Origin of the sequence: Micromonospora arida (assembly GCF_003857035.1) — a bacterium.
Taxonomy (GTDB): Bacteria; Actinomycetota; Actinomycetes; order Mycobacteriales; family Micromonosporaceae; genus Micromonospora; species Micromonospora arida.
Genome location: NZ_QGSY01000076.1, coordinates 1 through 14,564 on the forward strand (window position 1 = coordinate 1; position 14,564 = coordinate 14,564).

Genomic DNA, 14,564 nt, shown 5'->3' on the forward strand with positions numbered 1-14,564 from the left:
CACCCACCCCCACCCTCCGCTGTTGATCAAGAGGTTTGGGTCAGATTCCGGGCCGCCGATGACCGAAAGCTCTTGATCAACGCGACCCGGGGGTGCAGGGTTCTGCCGGGTTTGGGGATGTGGTGGTCTCGGGGAGCGGCTAGCGTGTCAGCACCGCGTACGGGTCCACAGTGGTGACCGTCGCCGTGCCTGGGGAGGCCCTTCATGAAGCTGCCGCGATCCATCGCGGGCTGGACCATCGCGGTCTTCGGCGTGTTGGCGCTGGTGATGGGCGCGGTTGGGCTGCTCTGGCCGGAGGCGCAGCTGCGCATGCTCGGGTTCGAGGTGCCGGAGACGCGGTCCGTCGGTGATCACACCGGGACGTTCCTGCTGGCGTCCTCGATGGCGGCCTTCAACATGGGCGTCTACTACCTGCTCGCCACGGTGACCGAGTGGCGGGCGTTCTACCGGTTCACAGTGGTCTTCCGGCTGGTCACGTTCACCGTGTTCACCATCGCGGTGCTGGCTGACATCGCTCCCGACCGGTTCTTCGGGGTGGCGGCGTGGGAAGGGCTGGGCGCCGTGGCCACTGCCATCGGTCTGCGTCTGGACGCCCGGCGGGGCATCCCGGCCGGCGGGGTCGGATCGTCCGAGGGTGCCGGGACGACTGCGGTCGCCGAGGAGGGTACCGGTCCCGCCGGTGCGGCTCCGGCGGACGCGGTGCGCTGAGCCATCGGTCGGGTTGGGTATTTTCGAGCGGTGACCGACACCCCGACCGGCGGCCTGCCAGTGCCGATCGTGCCCGGCCTGACTGATTTGCGGGTCTTTGCCCGGGGCGGGTACGCGACCGTCTACCAGGCCACCCAGATCTCCGTGGGTCGCGAGGTCGCCGTCAAAGTGGAGAACCGGACGCTGGACAGCGAGCGCGATCAGGCCCGCTTCCTGCGCGAGGCGCGGGCCGCCGGCCGGATGTCGTCCCACCCGCACGTGGTGGACCTCTTCGACGTGGGGGTCACAGTCGATCAGCACCCCTACCTGATCATGGAGCTCTGCGACGGCTCGTACGCCGAACGGATGCGCACCTCACCGCTCGGCCCGGTGGAGGCCCGCGACCTCGGCATCAAGATCGCGGACGCGCTGGCCCACTCGCACGCCGCCGGGGTGCTGCACCGGGACGTGAAGCCGGCAAACATCCTCTACTCGCCCTTCAACTCGGCGGTGCTCGCCGACTTCGGGCTCGCCGTCCTCGCCGAACACCGGGACGCCTCGGTCACCCTGGAGGTGCTCACCCCGGCGTACGCGCCGCCGGAGATGTTCAGCCACAGCCCGCCGTCACCGGCCGTCGACGTGTACGCGCTCTGTGCCACCCTCTACGCGGTGATGCACGGCCGGCCGCCGCGTTGGCAGTCCGAGCGCAACCCGAGCCTGGTCACCGTGCTGGAGATGTTCAACCAGCCGCTTCCCGCCCTGCCCGGGGTGCCGGACGACCTGATCGACGTGCTGCGCGTCGGCATGGCCAACGATCCGGGCGAGCGTCCCTCCGCCCTGGAGTTGCACGACCTGCTCACCAACCTGCCACTGGGCTCGGCGGCGACACCGGTCAGCGGCGCTCCGGTCAGCGGTGCCGCGACGCTTTCCGGCCCGTACGCGGCCAGCCAACCGGTGCCCCGATCGCCCATCGAGGACACTCAGCGAAGTGACCCCGCCGGTCGACGGTGGCGGCGCTGGCTCTTCGGCGGCGCCGGGGTGCTCGCGCTCGCCGCCTCCGCGACAGTCGGGGCCTGGGTCGCCGACCGGGCGCCACCACCCACCCCGTACCCGTCGGCCACCCAGATCGCCGCACCGGCGACCGGGCCGTTGCCCGGCTGTGCGACCGGCACCGGTGCGCCCACCGCCCTGCCCGAGGGTGCCCGGTGCCTGCCCGAGCTGGAGTGCTTCGGCCCGATGCGGATCCGCGGTAGCCGCGCCGAGGCGGCTCGGCTGTCCTGCGCCGGCCGGCACACCTGGGAGACGTACGCCGAGGGCATCCTGCCGGTGTCGCTGGTCGGCGCCGACTACGACGAGGTGGTCGCCGCTGAGCCGGTGCGGCAGGTGTGCAGTGCCACGACGTTCCGGTTGACCACCGGGATCGGCGAGGCGACCGGCTGGCACCTGGAGGTGCTACCGCCGATCGACGGCAGCATCGACCGGACCTACCGGTGTCTGGCGGGGCGCGGCGTGGACGCGCTCACCGCACCCACGCTCACCGGCCGCTGAGCCCGTCCGACCCGCGTCGGCGGTCACGCACCGCACGCAACGCGTCCCGGGGGTCCAGGGCATCGAGGGTGTCCGCGTCGATCCCGTACGGCATCAGCTCGGGCGGCCCGACGACTGCCGACCGGTCCGCCGGCTCCGGATCGTCGACCTGACGAGCGGCCGAGACCGCGACCCCGGCGACCATGGTCATCAGCACGCAGAGCAGCGCGAGAACCACGCCGAGGAGGTCCTGTCGGCGCCACACGACCAGCATGACCAGCGGCGCAAGGGCTCCCAGCGCCGCGAGCACCGCCACCGTGCGCGCATCGGGTCTGGACAATCGGCTCACGTGTCCAGCATGTCGTGACGAGGCCGGCTGTCAACCGCAGAGCCGACCGCTGCGCCGATCGACGTCGATCCGAGCCGTCCACTCGACAGGGTCCACCGCGCGCACACGGATTGGACAAGAACCGCTACTCTCGGTGTTCCGCAGGCCCTTCCGGTAGCGAGGTCGCCCATGAACTCAGGCAGTTCGCAGTCCCGGCTCCGCTCGATCGCGTCGACGCTGGCGGTCGCTCTCACTCTCGTGCTCGCCGCCGCGGCCGGTTGCGACAGCCGGGAGGAACCGGACCTGCCGTCGGTGCAGGAGAAGATGCGCGAGACGCACATCTACGGTCAGTCGAAGCTACGGATCGGTGTCGCCACCAACGAGCCGCTGATGGGTGAGTTGCGGAACGGCCAGCACATCGGGTTCGACGTCGAGATCGCCCGGTACGTCGCGGCCTCGCTCGGCTACGAGGGGGAACAGCGGCTGGAGTTCGTGTCGGTCGCCACCGAGGACCGCATCCCGTCGCTGCAAGGCGGCACCGTCGACCTGGTGGTGTCCAGCTTCTCCATGACGGAAGACCGTAAGCAGCTGGTCAGCTTCGCCGGGCCGTACTTCGTCACCACGCAGGAGGTGATGGTGCCGGTCCGACTGAAGGACAAGATTCGCACCATTGAGGATCTGCGCGACCCGGCCTACAAGGTCTGCACCAGCGGCGGCTCCACCACCGAGGCCGAGTTGGAGAAGCACCAGGTCAAGACGTTCGTGGTCAAGGACGTCGGCGACTGCGTCGACGGCATCCGCAAGGGTCGGTACGACGCGGTCAGCTCCGACGAGTCGATCCTTGCCGGTTTCCTGGCCAGCTTCCCCAAGGAGTTCGAGATCGTGGACATGCCGTTCGGCACCAGCGAGTTGCTGGGCATCGGCGTGCCGATCGGTGACCCCGCGCTGCGCGACCTGGTCGCGTTCTTCCTGCAGAAGAGCTACGAGCAGGGCCGCGACGGAGATGCCAGCCCCTGGCAGACGGCGTACAACCGGACCCTGGGCCCCTGGCTGAAGGCCGAGAAGCGCCAGCCGCAGCCGCTGGAGGTGCCGAAGCTCGTCGACTTCGACGACAAGGCGCCCGCCAAGTGAGCGCGGCGCCGACCGCCACCGGCGGCGACGGGCCGGTCCCGCCGCCCCGCACGTCAGTGCCCGCCGCCGACTCGCCAACAATCGACGGTACGGCGGCAGCGTCGCCGGCCGCCGACCGTCCGGCGGCTGGTGCAGGAAGTGACGTTGCCTGGCCGGCCGCAGTGCCGGTCGCCGAACCGGCCGAGCCGGTCGTCGCCGAGGTCGAGCCGGGGCGGGTCCGCTGGGATCCGGCAGAGCGGCGCGCCCGCGCCAGCCAGTCGTTCTGGACGGCCGTGGTGGGCGTACCGGCGATCTTCTCGGTGCTCCGCCTCGGCGTGGAGGCCGGCGGGGAGCTCCAGACCACGCTGCTGTTGGTGGCCAACGTCGGGCCGGTCAACCTGCTCGCCGGTTTCCTGACCACGGCGGCCCGGCTGCTCTCCACCGGGCTGGTCGCCGTCTTCGCGCTCGGCGCGGTACTGGCCGTCAGCGCGGATCGACTTCCGCCGGGCACCCGTCGCCGCCCACTCTTCGCCCGCTGGGCCGACATCACCCCGGCCTGGGTGGTGCTGGCCAGCTTCCTGCTCGCCCTGATCACCTGGCCGTTGCTCTATCTGCCGCTGCTGTTGCCGGCGTTCGTGGCCGCGTTCCAACTGCGCCCGGCGCGGCTGCACGAGCGGGTGATGCCTCGACTGCTGCTGATCGGCGCGCTGCTCGCCGGGTACGGCTGGCTGATGCTGCCGACGATGCGCGACGCGATGCGGCAGGGCGACGAGTGGTTGGTGCTGGCGCTCATCGTGGTGCCCCCGCTGCTGGCGCTCTTCGTGGCGGGGCCGCTGCCGGGCATGGTGATCCGGCCGCTGGCGTCGGTGACCGAGGTGGCGGTGCTCGCCACCCTGATCTGGGCCGCGGTGCCGGTGATCACCACGCCGGTGTTGCCGCTGACCGTCACCACGGTGGGCCCGGAGAGTGGGCCCACCGAGGACGTACGTGGGCACGTGGTCACCACCGACGACGTCAACATGGTGATCCTCCAGGAACGGGGCGGCGTCCGGTACGTCCCGGTCGGTCTGGTCCGCGCCCAGGTGCTCTGCCCGAGCGAGGAGGAGCTGCCCCGCCACCAACTGCGCATTCACGACTTCCACGTCGAGGATTCGCTGTTGGAGGGCATGGGCCGTCGCGTCCGCCCGGTCCACCGCATCGACGCCGCCTGCCGTACCCCAGCCTGACCGTCCCACCGGCATCGGCCCCCGGCGCTTGATCGACTCGGCTTTCAGGAAGTCGGGGCATCACCGACGCTTGGACATCCCGAGTTCAAGAAAACCGAGTCGATCATGCGGCGCCGGGCGCGGGCACACGGCCACGGCACGCTGGCGCGGGCGGTGGCCCGGGTCAGTACGACTTGTCCTGGCCGAGGACGTGTTGGGCCACGAAGTTGAGGATCATCTCGCGGCTGACCGGCGCGATCCGGCCGGCCCGGACTGCGCCGAGCAGAGTTGCCACCCCGTACTCGGTGGTCATGCCGGCCCCGCCGAGCACCTGCACGGCGGTGTCCACGGCGAGCGCGGCGGCCTCCCCGGCCGCGTACTTGGCCATGTTGCCGGCCACCCCGGCCTCCAGGTCGCGGCCGGCGTCGTACAGGGTGGCCGCCTTCTGGATCATGAGGCGGGCCAACTCCACCTGCACCGCCGCGTGTGCCAACGGATGCGACACCCCCTGGTGGGAGCCGATGCTCCGACCACCCCAGACCTTGCGGGTGGCGGTGTACTCACTGGCCCGCTCGATGGCGTACCGGCCGGTGCCGGCGCCCATCGCGGCCACCGTGATCCGCTCCGGGTTGAGCCCGGCGAAGAGCGCCGGCAGCCCGGCGTCCAACGACTCACCGAGCAGCGCGTCGGCGGGCACCCGCACGTCGTCCAGGTAGAGCAGGAACTGGTTCTCCGGGGACAGGATCTCCATGTCCAGTTTGGACCGGGTCAGCCCGGCCGCGTCGGTCGGCACCAGGAACAGCGCCGGCTTGAGCTTCTGCGGAGACGCATCCGCTGAACCGGCTGGGCCGTCATCGACGGCGACACGGGCCACCACCAGCACGTGACCGGCCTCGTCGACGCCGGAGATGTAGCACTTGCGGCCGTTCAGCAGCCAACCGTCGCCGTCGCGGCGAGCCACCGTGCCGAGCCGGTGGAAGTTGGAACCGGCCTCCGGCTCGGTGATCGCGAAAACGATCTTCTGGGAGCCGTCGGCGAGGCCCGGCAGGTGCCGCTTGCGTTGCTCCTCGGTGCCGTGCCGGGCGAGCACGGTCGCCGCGATGGCGGGGGAGACCACCAGCAGCAGCAACGGGCAACCCGCCGCCGCCAACTCCTCGCAGACGATGGCCAGCTCGGTGATGCCGCCGCCCCCGCCGCCGTACTCGGTGGGGATGTTGACCCCCAGGTAGCCGAGCCGCCCGGCCTCCGCCCACAGTTCGGTGGTGTGTTCGCCGGCCCTCGCCTTCTCGACGAAGTAGGAGTGACCGTAGCGGCGGCCCAACGCCCGCACGGCGTCGCGCAGTTGGTCCTGCTCGGGGGTGAGGTCGAAGGTCATCGGGCGTCCTCTTCTTCGATAACGGCGAGCACGGCGCCCGTCTGCACCTGACCGCCGGTCGGCACCGGCAGCTCGGTGACCACGCCGTCGATCGGGGCGAGCACGGGATGTTCCAGCTTCATCGCTTCCAGGGTGAGCAGCGGATCACCGGCGGTGACCCGCTGGCCGACCTTGACGTTTATCCGGGTCACCGCGCCGGGCAGCGGCGCGAGCAGCGACCCGGCCGCCACCGCCGCGGTGGGCAGCGGGAGACGTGGCAGCTCGGCCAGGCTCGCCGCCCCGTCCGGGCCGTCCACGAAGACCGCCGAACCCACCCGGTGTACGCGGTACGCGCGCCGAACCCCGTCGACGTCGAGCACCACCCGGTCCGGGGTGGCCTCGACCAGTGCCACTGCCGGTGGCTTCGCCTCCGACGCCGCTGCGTCGCCGGGCGTCGCCACGGACCAGTCGGCGAGTCCACCGGTCCGGTCCAGCCGGTAGCGGATCTCGATCTCGTCGCCGTCCGGCCCGATGAACCGGCTGACCTGCGGGACTGCGGGCACGTTGCGCCAGCCGGAGGGGAGCCCGGAGAGCACCGGTGCGGTCGCCCGGCGGTGGGCGGCCGCGGCCAGCGCCGCGGCGAGGGCGGTGATCGGCAGCCGGTCGGCGGGGAGCACCGGGGCGAAGACCTCCGGGTGCCGGTCAAGGAAACCCGTGTCGATCTCCACGGCGGCGAAGGCGGGGCTCCGCAGCACCCGGACCAGCAGGTCCCGATTGGTGGTCACCCCGTGCAGCTCGGCCCGGGCCAACGCGCTGGCCAGCAGCCGGGTCGCCTCCGCGCGGGTACGACCCCAGGCGATCACCTTCGCGAGCATCGAGTCGTAGTGCACCCCGACCACCGAGCCGGCCAGCACACCCGAGTCGAGCCGCAGGCCCGGCCCGGCCAGCCCACCGAACTCGGTCGCCACAGCGCCGACGCTGAACCGGTGCAGGGTCCCGGTGGCCGGCCGCCAACCCGCCGCCGCGTCCTCGGCGCAGAGGCGTACCTCGATCGCGTGCCCGGTGCTCGCCGGCAGAGCCGCCGGCAACGGCTCACCCTCGGCGACGAGCAGTTGCAAACCCACCAGGTCCAGCCCGGTGCACAACTCGGTGACCGGGTGCTCGACCTGAAGGCGGGTGTTCATCTCCAGGAAGAAGAACTCACCGCCCGGGGCGAGCAGGAACTCCACAGTGCCCGCGCCCAGGTAGTCGACCGCGCGCCCGGCGGCCACCGCCGCCTCGTGCAACGCCGTGCGGACCCGGTCCGGCACAACCGCTGGCGCCTCCTCGACGATCTTCTGGTGCCGCCGCTGGATCGAGCACTCCCGGTCGCCGAGAGCCACCACCCGACCGTGGGCGTCACCGAAGATCTGCACCTCGACGTGCCGGCCGCGCTCGACGTACCGCTCGATGAAGACCGTGCCGTCGCCGAACGCGGCGGCCGCCTCGCGGCGCGCGGAGGCGACGGCCTCGGCCAGTTCGTCGGCGGTCCGGACGATCCGCATGCCCCGGCCACCGCCGCCGGCGGACGCCTTCACCAGCACCGGGAAATCGGTGATCCCGGCAGTGTCGGTCCAGCTCGGCAGCATCGGCACGCCCGCCTCGGCGAGCAGCGCCTTCGCCGCCAGTTTGTCGCCCATCGCGGCGATCACCTTGGCCGGCGGGCCGACCCAGGTCAGACCGGCGTCGGTCACCGCCGCCGCGAACTCGGCGTTCTCGGCGAGGAACCCGTAGCCGGGGTGGACGGCGTCCGCGCCGCTGCGGCGGGCCGCGTCCAGGATCAGGTCGACCCGCAGGTACGTCTCGGCGGGCGAACTCCCCGGCAGGCGTACCGCCTGGTCGGCCTCGGCCACGAACGGCGCGTCGGCGTCCGCGTCCGAGTGCACGGCGACCGTTTCCACGCCCATCGCGCGGCAGGTGGCGAAGACCCGACGGGCGATCTCGCCCCGGTTGGCCACGAGCAGTCTGTTGATCATGGTCCCCTGAGCCTTCCTTTCGTTCGCGACTGCGGGACTCCGCTTCGCTGCGTTCCTCGCGCTCACGGTCTACATCCGGAAGACGCCGAAACCGTCGGCGCCCTTCACCGGTCCGTTGTGGATCGCCGAGAGGCAGAGCCCGAGGACGGTCCGAGTGTCCCGGGGGTCGATCACCCCGTCGTCGTAGAGCCGGCCGGAGAGGAAGAGCGCCCCGGACTGCGACTCGATCTGCTGCTCGACCATCATTCGCATCGCCGCGTCGGAGTCCTCGTCGTAGTCGCGCCCCCGGGCGGCAGCCGCCTGCCGGGCCACGATCGACAGCACCCCCGCGAGTTGCGCCGGGCCCATCACCGCCGACTTCGCGTTCGGCCAGGTGAACAGGAACCTCGGCTCGTACGCCCGGCCGCACATGCCGTAGTTGCCGGCCCCGTAGGAGGCGCCCAGGTTCACCGTCAGGTGCGGCACCTTCGAGTTTGACACCGCGTTGATCATCAGAGCGCCGTGCTTGATGATGCCGCGCTGCTCGTACTCGGTGCCCACCATGTAGCCGGTGGTGTTCTGCAAGAAGATCAACGGGGTGTCCGAGGCGTTCGCGAGCTGGATGAACTGGGCCGCCTTCTGCGCCTCCGCGCTGAACAGCACCCCTCGGGCATTGGCCAGCACCCCCACCGGATACCCGTGCAACTCGCCCCAACCGGTGACCAGCGCGTCCCCGTACGCCGGCTTGAACTCGTCGAGGTCGCTGCCGTCCAGGATCCGGGCCAGCACCTCCCGAGGGTCGAACGGCACCTTCAGGTCGGCGCTGGTGATGCCGAGCAGCTCCTCCGGGTCGTACTTCGGCGGCTGCGGCACCGCCGTACGCGGCGACGGACCCTGCTTGCGCCAGTTCAACCGTCGTACGCACTGCCGGGCCAGCCGGATGCCGTCCCGCTCGTCCTCGGCCAGGTGGTCGGCGAGCCCGGACGTGCCGGCGTGCATCGCCGCGCCACCCAGCGACTCGTCGTCGGTGACCTCGCCGGTCGCCATCTTCACCAGCGGCGGACCGGCCAGGTAGACCTGTGACCGGTCCCGAATCATGATCACGTGGTCGGACATCCCCGGCACGTACGCGCCACCGGCCGTGGCGTTGCCGAAGACCACGCTGACCGTGGGGATGCCGGCCGCCGAGAGCCGGGTGAGGTCACGGAACACCCGACCACCGGGAATGAAGATCTCCGCCTGGGTGGGCAGGTCCGCCCCGGCCGACTCCACCAGATTGACCATTGGCAGCCGGTTGGCCAGGGCGATCTCGCCGGCCCGCCGGGTCTTCGCCAGCGACCACGGGTTGACCGCGCCGCCGCGTACGGTCGGGTCGTTGGCGACGATCAGGCACTCCACGCCCTCGACCACCCCGATGCCGGTGACCACGCTGGCCCCGACCGGGAAGTCCGAGCCGTACGCGGCGACCGGCGACAACTCCAGGAACGGGCTGTCGGCGTCCACCAGCAGATCGATCCGCTCCCGGGGGAGCAGCTTGCCGCGGGCGTGGTGCCGGGTCACGTACTTCTCGCCACCACCCGCCCGCGCCTGGTCCAGCGCGGCGTCCAACTCGGTCAACCGCTCCAGCAACGCCGCCCGGTTCGCCAGGTACGAGGGCGCGGACGGGTCGACCGCGCTGTCCAGGGTGGTCATAGGCCCATGCCTTTCGCGATGATCTCATTCATGATCTCGGTGGTGCCGCCGCCGATGCCGAGGATCCGCGCGTCGCGGTAGTGCCGCTCCACCTCGGCGTCGCGCAGGTAGCCGAACCCGCCGTGCAGCTGCAACGCCTGGTCGACGACGTGGTCGCAGGCGGCCACCGCCATGTTCTTCGCCATCGCCACCTCGGTCACCACCGGCTCGCCGGCCGCCACCCGAACCGCCACTGCATGCACGTACGACCGGGCCGCCTCGGCCCGGGTGTGCATCTCGGCCAACCGGTGCCTGATCAGCTGCCGGCTGGCCAGCGGACGCCCGAAGGTCTCCCGGTCCCGGCACCAGCGCACCGCCAACTCGACGCAACGCTGCGCGGTCGCGTACGCCTGGGTCGCCAGCGACAGCCGTTCCGCCGCGAAGTTCTGCATGATCGCCAGGAAGCCGGTGTCCTCCGCGCCGATCCGGTTGGCGACCGGCACCCGCACGTCCGCGAAGGACAGCTCGGCGGTGTCCGAGCAGTGCCAGCCCAGCTTCTCCAACCGGCGTCCCACTGTGAACCCGGGCGACCCCTTGTCGATGACCAGCAGGGTGAGCGAGCCGCTGCCGGGGAAGTCGGTACACACCGCGGTGGTCACGAAGTCGGCCCGGTGCCCGCTGGTGATGTACGTCTTCGACCCGTTCACCACGTAGTGGTCGCCGTCGCGGCGGGCGGTCGTGCGGATGCCGGCCACGTCCGAACCGCCGTCCGGCTCGGTGATGGCCAGCGCGCCGATCATCGTGCCGGCCAGCGCGGGCCGCACGTACCGCTCGATCAGACTGTCGTCGCCCGGGGACGAGACGCCACCGAGCCGACCGCCGAGCGAGCCACCGGTGCGGGCACCGGCCGCCGCCACCATGTGCGGCAACGCGATTCCGTGCGTGAACAGGGCCGCCACCAACCCGGACGAGCCGCCGGAGCGGATCAGCTCCTCGGTCACGATGATCGAGTCGAGCAAATCACCGCCGCTGCCACCGACCGACTCCGGGAAGCCGATGCCGAGCAGGCCGAGCTTCGCGGCTGTCGCGTGCAGCGCCCGGGGCACCTCGCCGGCCCGCTCCCAGTCGTCCAGGTGCGGCAACACCTCCCGGGTCACGAACGTCCGGGTCAGCTCGCGTAGTTGCCGGCGCTCCGGGGTGTCCACGATGCTCATCGGGCCTCCTTCGTTCGCGACCGCGGGGCTCGCGGGGCCCGCTCATTCCTCGCGCTCACCGGGATGCCCCCGCCGGAAGGTCGGCCGGCAGGTCGACGATCCGGGCGCGCAGCAGCTCGCCGAGCGCCTTGGCCTGCGGGTCGAACCGGGTGGACGCGGCCACTCCGGCGCCGAGCAGGCCCTCGATCACGAAGTTGACCGCGCGCAGGTTCGACAGTTCGTAACGCCGCACCGACAGCGGCGCGGTCTCCGGCACCAGCTCGGCCAGCCGTTCGACGGTCAACCAGGTCCGCAACCAGGCGTACCCGGCGTCGGTACGCGCCCAGACACCGAGGTTGGCGTCCCCGCCCTTGTCCCCGGAGCGTGCGCCGACCACCTCGCCGAGCGCCCCGCGCCGGGTCGGGCCGTCGACCGCCGCGTCGCCACCCGGGGCCGACTCGTCCTGCGAGGCGGGGGCGGTGCCGATCGGCGGGGCGATCGGCACCCGCTCGCCACCGGGTAGCACCGCGACGTGGGCCACCGCGTCCTGCGGCACCGCGTCGGCGGTGAAGACGCCGTACGGTGTCGCGTCACCGGGCAGCGTGGTCAGCGTGCAGCCCGGGTACGAGGCCAGGGCCAACTCCACCGCGGCGGCCGAGAACGCCCGCCCGGCCCGCGCCTTGTCGCCGTCGCGCAGGTGTACGTGCAGCAGGGCGCTGGCCGCCTCGGTGTCGGCGGCGTCCGGATGGTCGGTCCGGGCGAGGGTGAACTCCAGCCCGTCCTTGCCCACCGCCTCCTCGACCTGCCCCCGGACCAGGGCCGCCTTCGCCTCGATGTGCAGACCGCACAGGACGAACGTCATCGAGTTGCGGAAGCCGCCGAGGTTGTTGACGCCCACCTTCAGCGTGGGCAGTGGCGGCGTGCCCCGTACGCCGGAGACCCGGACCCGGTCCGGCCCGTCGGGGTGCAGCCTCACCGTGTCCAGTCGGGTCACCACGTCCGGCCCCAGATACGACGGTCCACCGATCTCGTAGAGCAGTTGGGCGGTGACCGTCTCCACTGTTACCGCGCCGCCGGTGCCCGGATGCTTGGTGAGCACCGATGAGCCGTCGGGGTGCACCTCGGCGATCGGGAACCCGGGCCGGTGACCGCCGTCGGGCAGCTCGGTGAAGAAGCTGAAGTTGCCGCCGGTGACCTGCGCACCGCACTCGACGAGGTGCCCCGCCACGGTGGCCCCGGCCAGCTCGTCGAGGTCGTCGCGGCCCCACCCGTACCGGGCGATGGCCGGGCCGACCACCAGCGACGCGTCGGTGACCCGGCCGGTGACCACCACGTCCGCACCGGCGTCGAGGCAGGCGGCGATCCCGAACGCGCCGAGGTAGGCGTTCGCGCTCAACGCGTCCGGTCGCTGGATCGTGTCGCCCTCGACGTACCCGACCTGGGTCTGCAGGCCGAGCCGGTTGGCGAGCTTCTCGATGGCGGCGGCCAGGCCGGCCGGGTTCAACCCGCCGGCGTTGGTCACGATCCGTACCCCTCGGTCGAGTGCGGTGCCGAGGCAGGTCTCCAGTTGCCGCAGGAACGTCTTCGCGTAGCCCAGGTCGGGGTCGCGCATACGGTCCCGGGCAAGGATCAGCATGGTCAACTCAGCGAGATAGTCGCCGGTCAGCACGTCCAGCTCACCGCCGTCGAGCATCTCCCGCCAGGCGGTGAACCGGTCGCCGTAGAAGCCGGAGGCGTTGCCGATGCGGATCATGCCCGTACCCCGATCCCGCCGGCCGGCTGCCGGCCGTCACCCGGCGGCCCGGCGAAGGCCTGCGCCACGTCGAGCCACTCGTCGGCGACCGGCCCGGTGGCGACCAGAGCGAGGTCCGCGCGGTGTCGACGCTGGGTGACCAGCAGGCAGAAGTCCCGAGCCGGGCCGGTGACCCGGTCGGCGGCGTCCGCCGGACCCCAGCTCCAGGCCTGCCCGCCCGGCCCGACCAGCTCGACCCGGATCGGCGCCGTCGGTGCCTCCCGGCCGTGCGCGGCGAAGCCGTGCCCGAGGGTACGCACGCCCAGGTGCGCCACGTGCCGGAGTCGGTCGCTGTCGGGGCGGACCACGTCGAGGGCGTCGGCCACGTCCGCACCGTGCGCCCAGGTCTCCATGATCCGGGCGGTGGCCATCGAGGCGGCCGACATCCGGGTGCCGTACCAGGGCAGTTTGCCGCCGGCCGGAACGGCGGCCAGTGCGTCGACGAGCGCGGTGCGCCCGGCCCGCCAGCGGGCGAGCAGCTCGGCCGGCGGGGCGAGGAATTCTTCGGCGCCGACGTCGACGAGTCGGGTCACGTCCGGCGCGGCGGTGACCGTCGCGTAGAACGCCTCGGGATCGGTCGCGGCCAACAGCGCGACGTGGTCGGTCCAGGCGAGGTGGGCGATCTGATGCCCGATGCTCCAGCCCGGCGCGGGGGTCGGCCTCGCCCAGTCGGCCACGGGTAGGGGTGCCACCAGGGCGTCCAGTTGGGCGGACTCGTCGGCCAGGTCCGTGAGCAGGTCGCTGAGGTCGACCATGGTGCCTCCGGTCGGTGGTGGCCGGTGCGGCCGGCGGTCAGGGCGTGAGCAGGGTGGCGAGCTGGCGCTTCCAGGTGGTCAACAGGGCGGTCCGGCGGGCGGAATCGTCGCTGAGCAGGTTGGCCACCCCGAGCCCACGGAGCAGATCGAGCGTGGCCTGCACCGCTTCGCGGACACCGGGTCGACGCTCGTCGACACCGAGCAGGGCGACGGTGAGCCGGTGCATCTCCCGCCCGACCGTCGCCTCCAGCGGCACCAGGGCGTCCCGCAGCTCCCGATCGGTGCGGGCAGCGACCCAGAGCTCAAGCGCGGCCACGAACAGCGGCCCGGTGAACGCCACGGCGAGCAGGTCGACGACCCGGTCCAACCGCTGCGGGCCAGCCGGCAGCGCCTCGGCCTCGGTGCGCAACTCGTCGGCCCGGCGCTCGGCCAGATGGGCCACAGCGGCCGTCACCAGCGCCGCCTTCGTCGGGTAGTGGTGCAGCTGCGCCCCACGCGAAACACCGGCCCGCGCCGCGACGACGGTGGTCGTGGTGCCGGACCAGCCGTGTTCGATCAAACAGTCGACGGTCGCCTCCAGCAGCCGGGCCTGGGTGGCGCGGCTGCGTTCCTGCTGGGGGACACGCGTCGATGCGGTGGGCACGGGGACAGCTTGGTGCCTACAAAACAAACAGTCAAGACTGACTTTTTCTGAGCCCGCGAGGCTCGGGTGGGCTGGCGGTGGGACCTCGCGGGAGGTGGGCTTGGGTGGCTGGTCTCGCTATGGAGCTGATGTCACAAACGAATCGCCCGTCGACCGCGCCCGTCGACCGTGCCCGTCGGCCGTGCCCGTCGACCGTGCCCGTCGGCCGTGCCCGTCGGCCGTGCCCGCCGACCTCGTTAGAGGCTCGGCCTGCCGATCATCTATGGCTGATGCCGCAAACGATTCAGCTCCAAAGGCTCTCTGGC

General features: G+C 71.9%; 12 protein-coding genes. 4 read left to right on the forward strand and 8 right to left on the reverse strand.

Translation table 11 applies throughout. The features are described from left to right. Positions 1-204: 204 nt before the first annotated feature. Entirely contained in the window at positions 205-708 is a 504-nt protein-coding gene (locus DLJ58_RS02065) for a hypothetical protein (RefSeq protein WP_124853590.1), read from the forward strand. A 30-nt stretch (positions 709-738) separates the two neighbouring features. Further along, complete coding sequence (locus DLJ58_RS02070; RefSeq protein ID WP_124853591.1) at positions 739-2,235, forward strand: serine/threonine-protein kinase; 1,497 nt, start codon at positions 739-741, stop codon at positions 2,233-2,235. Here DLJ58_RS02070 and DLJ58_RS02075 read toward each other — a convergent pair. After that, a complete protein-coding gene (locus tag DLJ58_RS02075; protein ID WP_124853592.1) occupies positions 2,222-2,563 on the reverse strand; it encodes a hypothetical protein in 342 nt (113 codons plus the stop codon). The two genes, DLJ58_RS02070 and DLJ58_RS02075, sit on opposite strands and share 14 nt — an antisense overlap. Before the next feature lie 168 nt (positions 2,564-2,731). Here DLJ58_RS02075 and DLJ58_RS02080 point away from each other — a divergent pair, with 168 nt between their 5' ends. Then, positions 2,732-3,673, forward strand: a complete 942-nt coding sequence (locus tag DLJ58_RS02080) for a transporter substrate-binding domain-containing protein (protein WP_124853593.1) — start codon at positions 2,732-2,734, stop codon at positions 3,671-3,673. Continuing rightward, positions 3,670-4,878 carry a hypothetical protein gene (locus tag DLJ58_RS02085; RefSeq protein WP_124853594.1) on the forward strand — a complete coding sequence of 403 codons (1,209 nt, stop codon included), beginning with the start codon at positions 3,670-3,672 and terminating at the stop codon, positions 4,876-4,878. Before DLJ58_RS02080 ends, DLJ58_RS02085 begins: the two co-directional genes overlap by 4 nt. Before the next feature lie 163 nt (positions 4,879-5,041). Here DLJ58_RS02085 and DLJ58_RS02090 read toward each other — a convergent pair whose 3' ends face one another. The 7 genes from DLJ58_RS02090 to DLJ58_RS02120 form a co-directional block, all read right to left on the reverse strand. After that, positions 5,042-6,232 carry an acyl-CoA dehydrogenase family protein gene (locus tag DLJ58_RS02090; protein ID WP_124853595.1) on the reverse strand — a complete coding sequence of 397 codons (1,191 nt, stop codon included), beginning with the start codon at positions 6,230-6,232 and terminating at the stop codon, positions 5,042-5,044. Beyond that, a complete protein-coding gene (locus DLJ58_RS02095) occupies positions 6,229-8,226 on the reverse strand; it encodes an ATP-binding protein (protein WP_124853596.1) in 1,998 nt (665 codons plus the stop codon). Before DLJ58_RS02095 ends, DLJ58_RS02090 begins: the two co-directional genes overlap by 4 nt. Before the next feature lie 69 nt (positions 8,227-8,295). Continuing rightward, on the reverse strand, positions 8,296-9,897 hold the full coding sequence (locus DLJ58_RS02100) for an acyl-CoA carboxylase subunit beta (protein WP_124853597.1): 1,602 nt from the start codon (positions 9,895-9,897) through the stop codon (positions 8,296-8,298). Next, the gene (locus DLJ58_RS02105; protein ID WP_124853598.1) at positions 9,894-11,090 is read right to left on the reverse strand and encodes an acyl-CoA dehydrogenase family protein; all 1,197 of its coding nucleotides are present in this window, start codon (positions 11,088-11,090) and stop codon (positions 9,894-9,896) included. The genes DLJ58_RS02100 and DLJ58_RS02105 overlap by 4 nt, the downstream gene beginning before the upstream one ends. A 55-nt stretch (positions 11,091-11,145) precedes the next feature. Continuing rightward, a complete protein-coding gene (locus DLJ58_RS02110) occupies positions 11,146-12,822 on the reverse strand; it encodes an acyclic terpene utilization AtuA family protein (RefSeq protein WP_124853599.1) in 1,677 nt (558 codons plus the stop codon). Continuing rightward, positions 12,819-13,616 carry a TIGR03084 family metal-binding protein gene (locus DLJ58_RS02115; protein ID WP_124853600.1) on the reverse strand — a complete coding sequence of 266 codons (798 nt, stop codon included), beginning with the start codon at positions 13,614-13,616 and terminating at the stop codon, positions 12,819-12,821. The genes DLJ58_RS02110 and DLJ58_RS02115 overlap by 4 nt, the downstream gene beginning before the upstream one ends. A 37-nt stretch (positions 13,617-13,653) precedes the next feature. Continuing rightward, a complete protein-coding gene (locus tag DLJ58_RS02120; RefSeq protein WP_124853601.1) occupies positions 13,654-14,259 on the reverse strand; it encodes a TetR/AcrR family transcriptional regulator in 606 nt (201 codons plus the stop codon). Between the last annotated feature and the right edge of the window lie 305 nt (positions 14,260-14,564).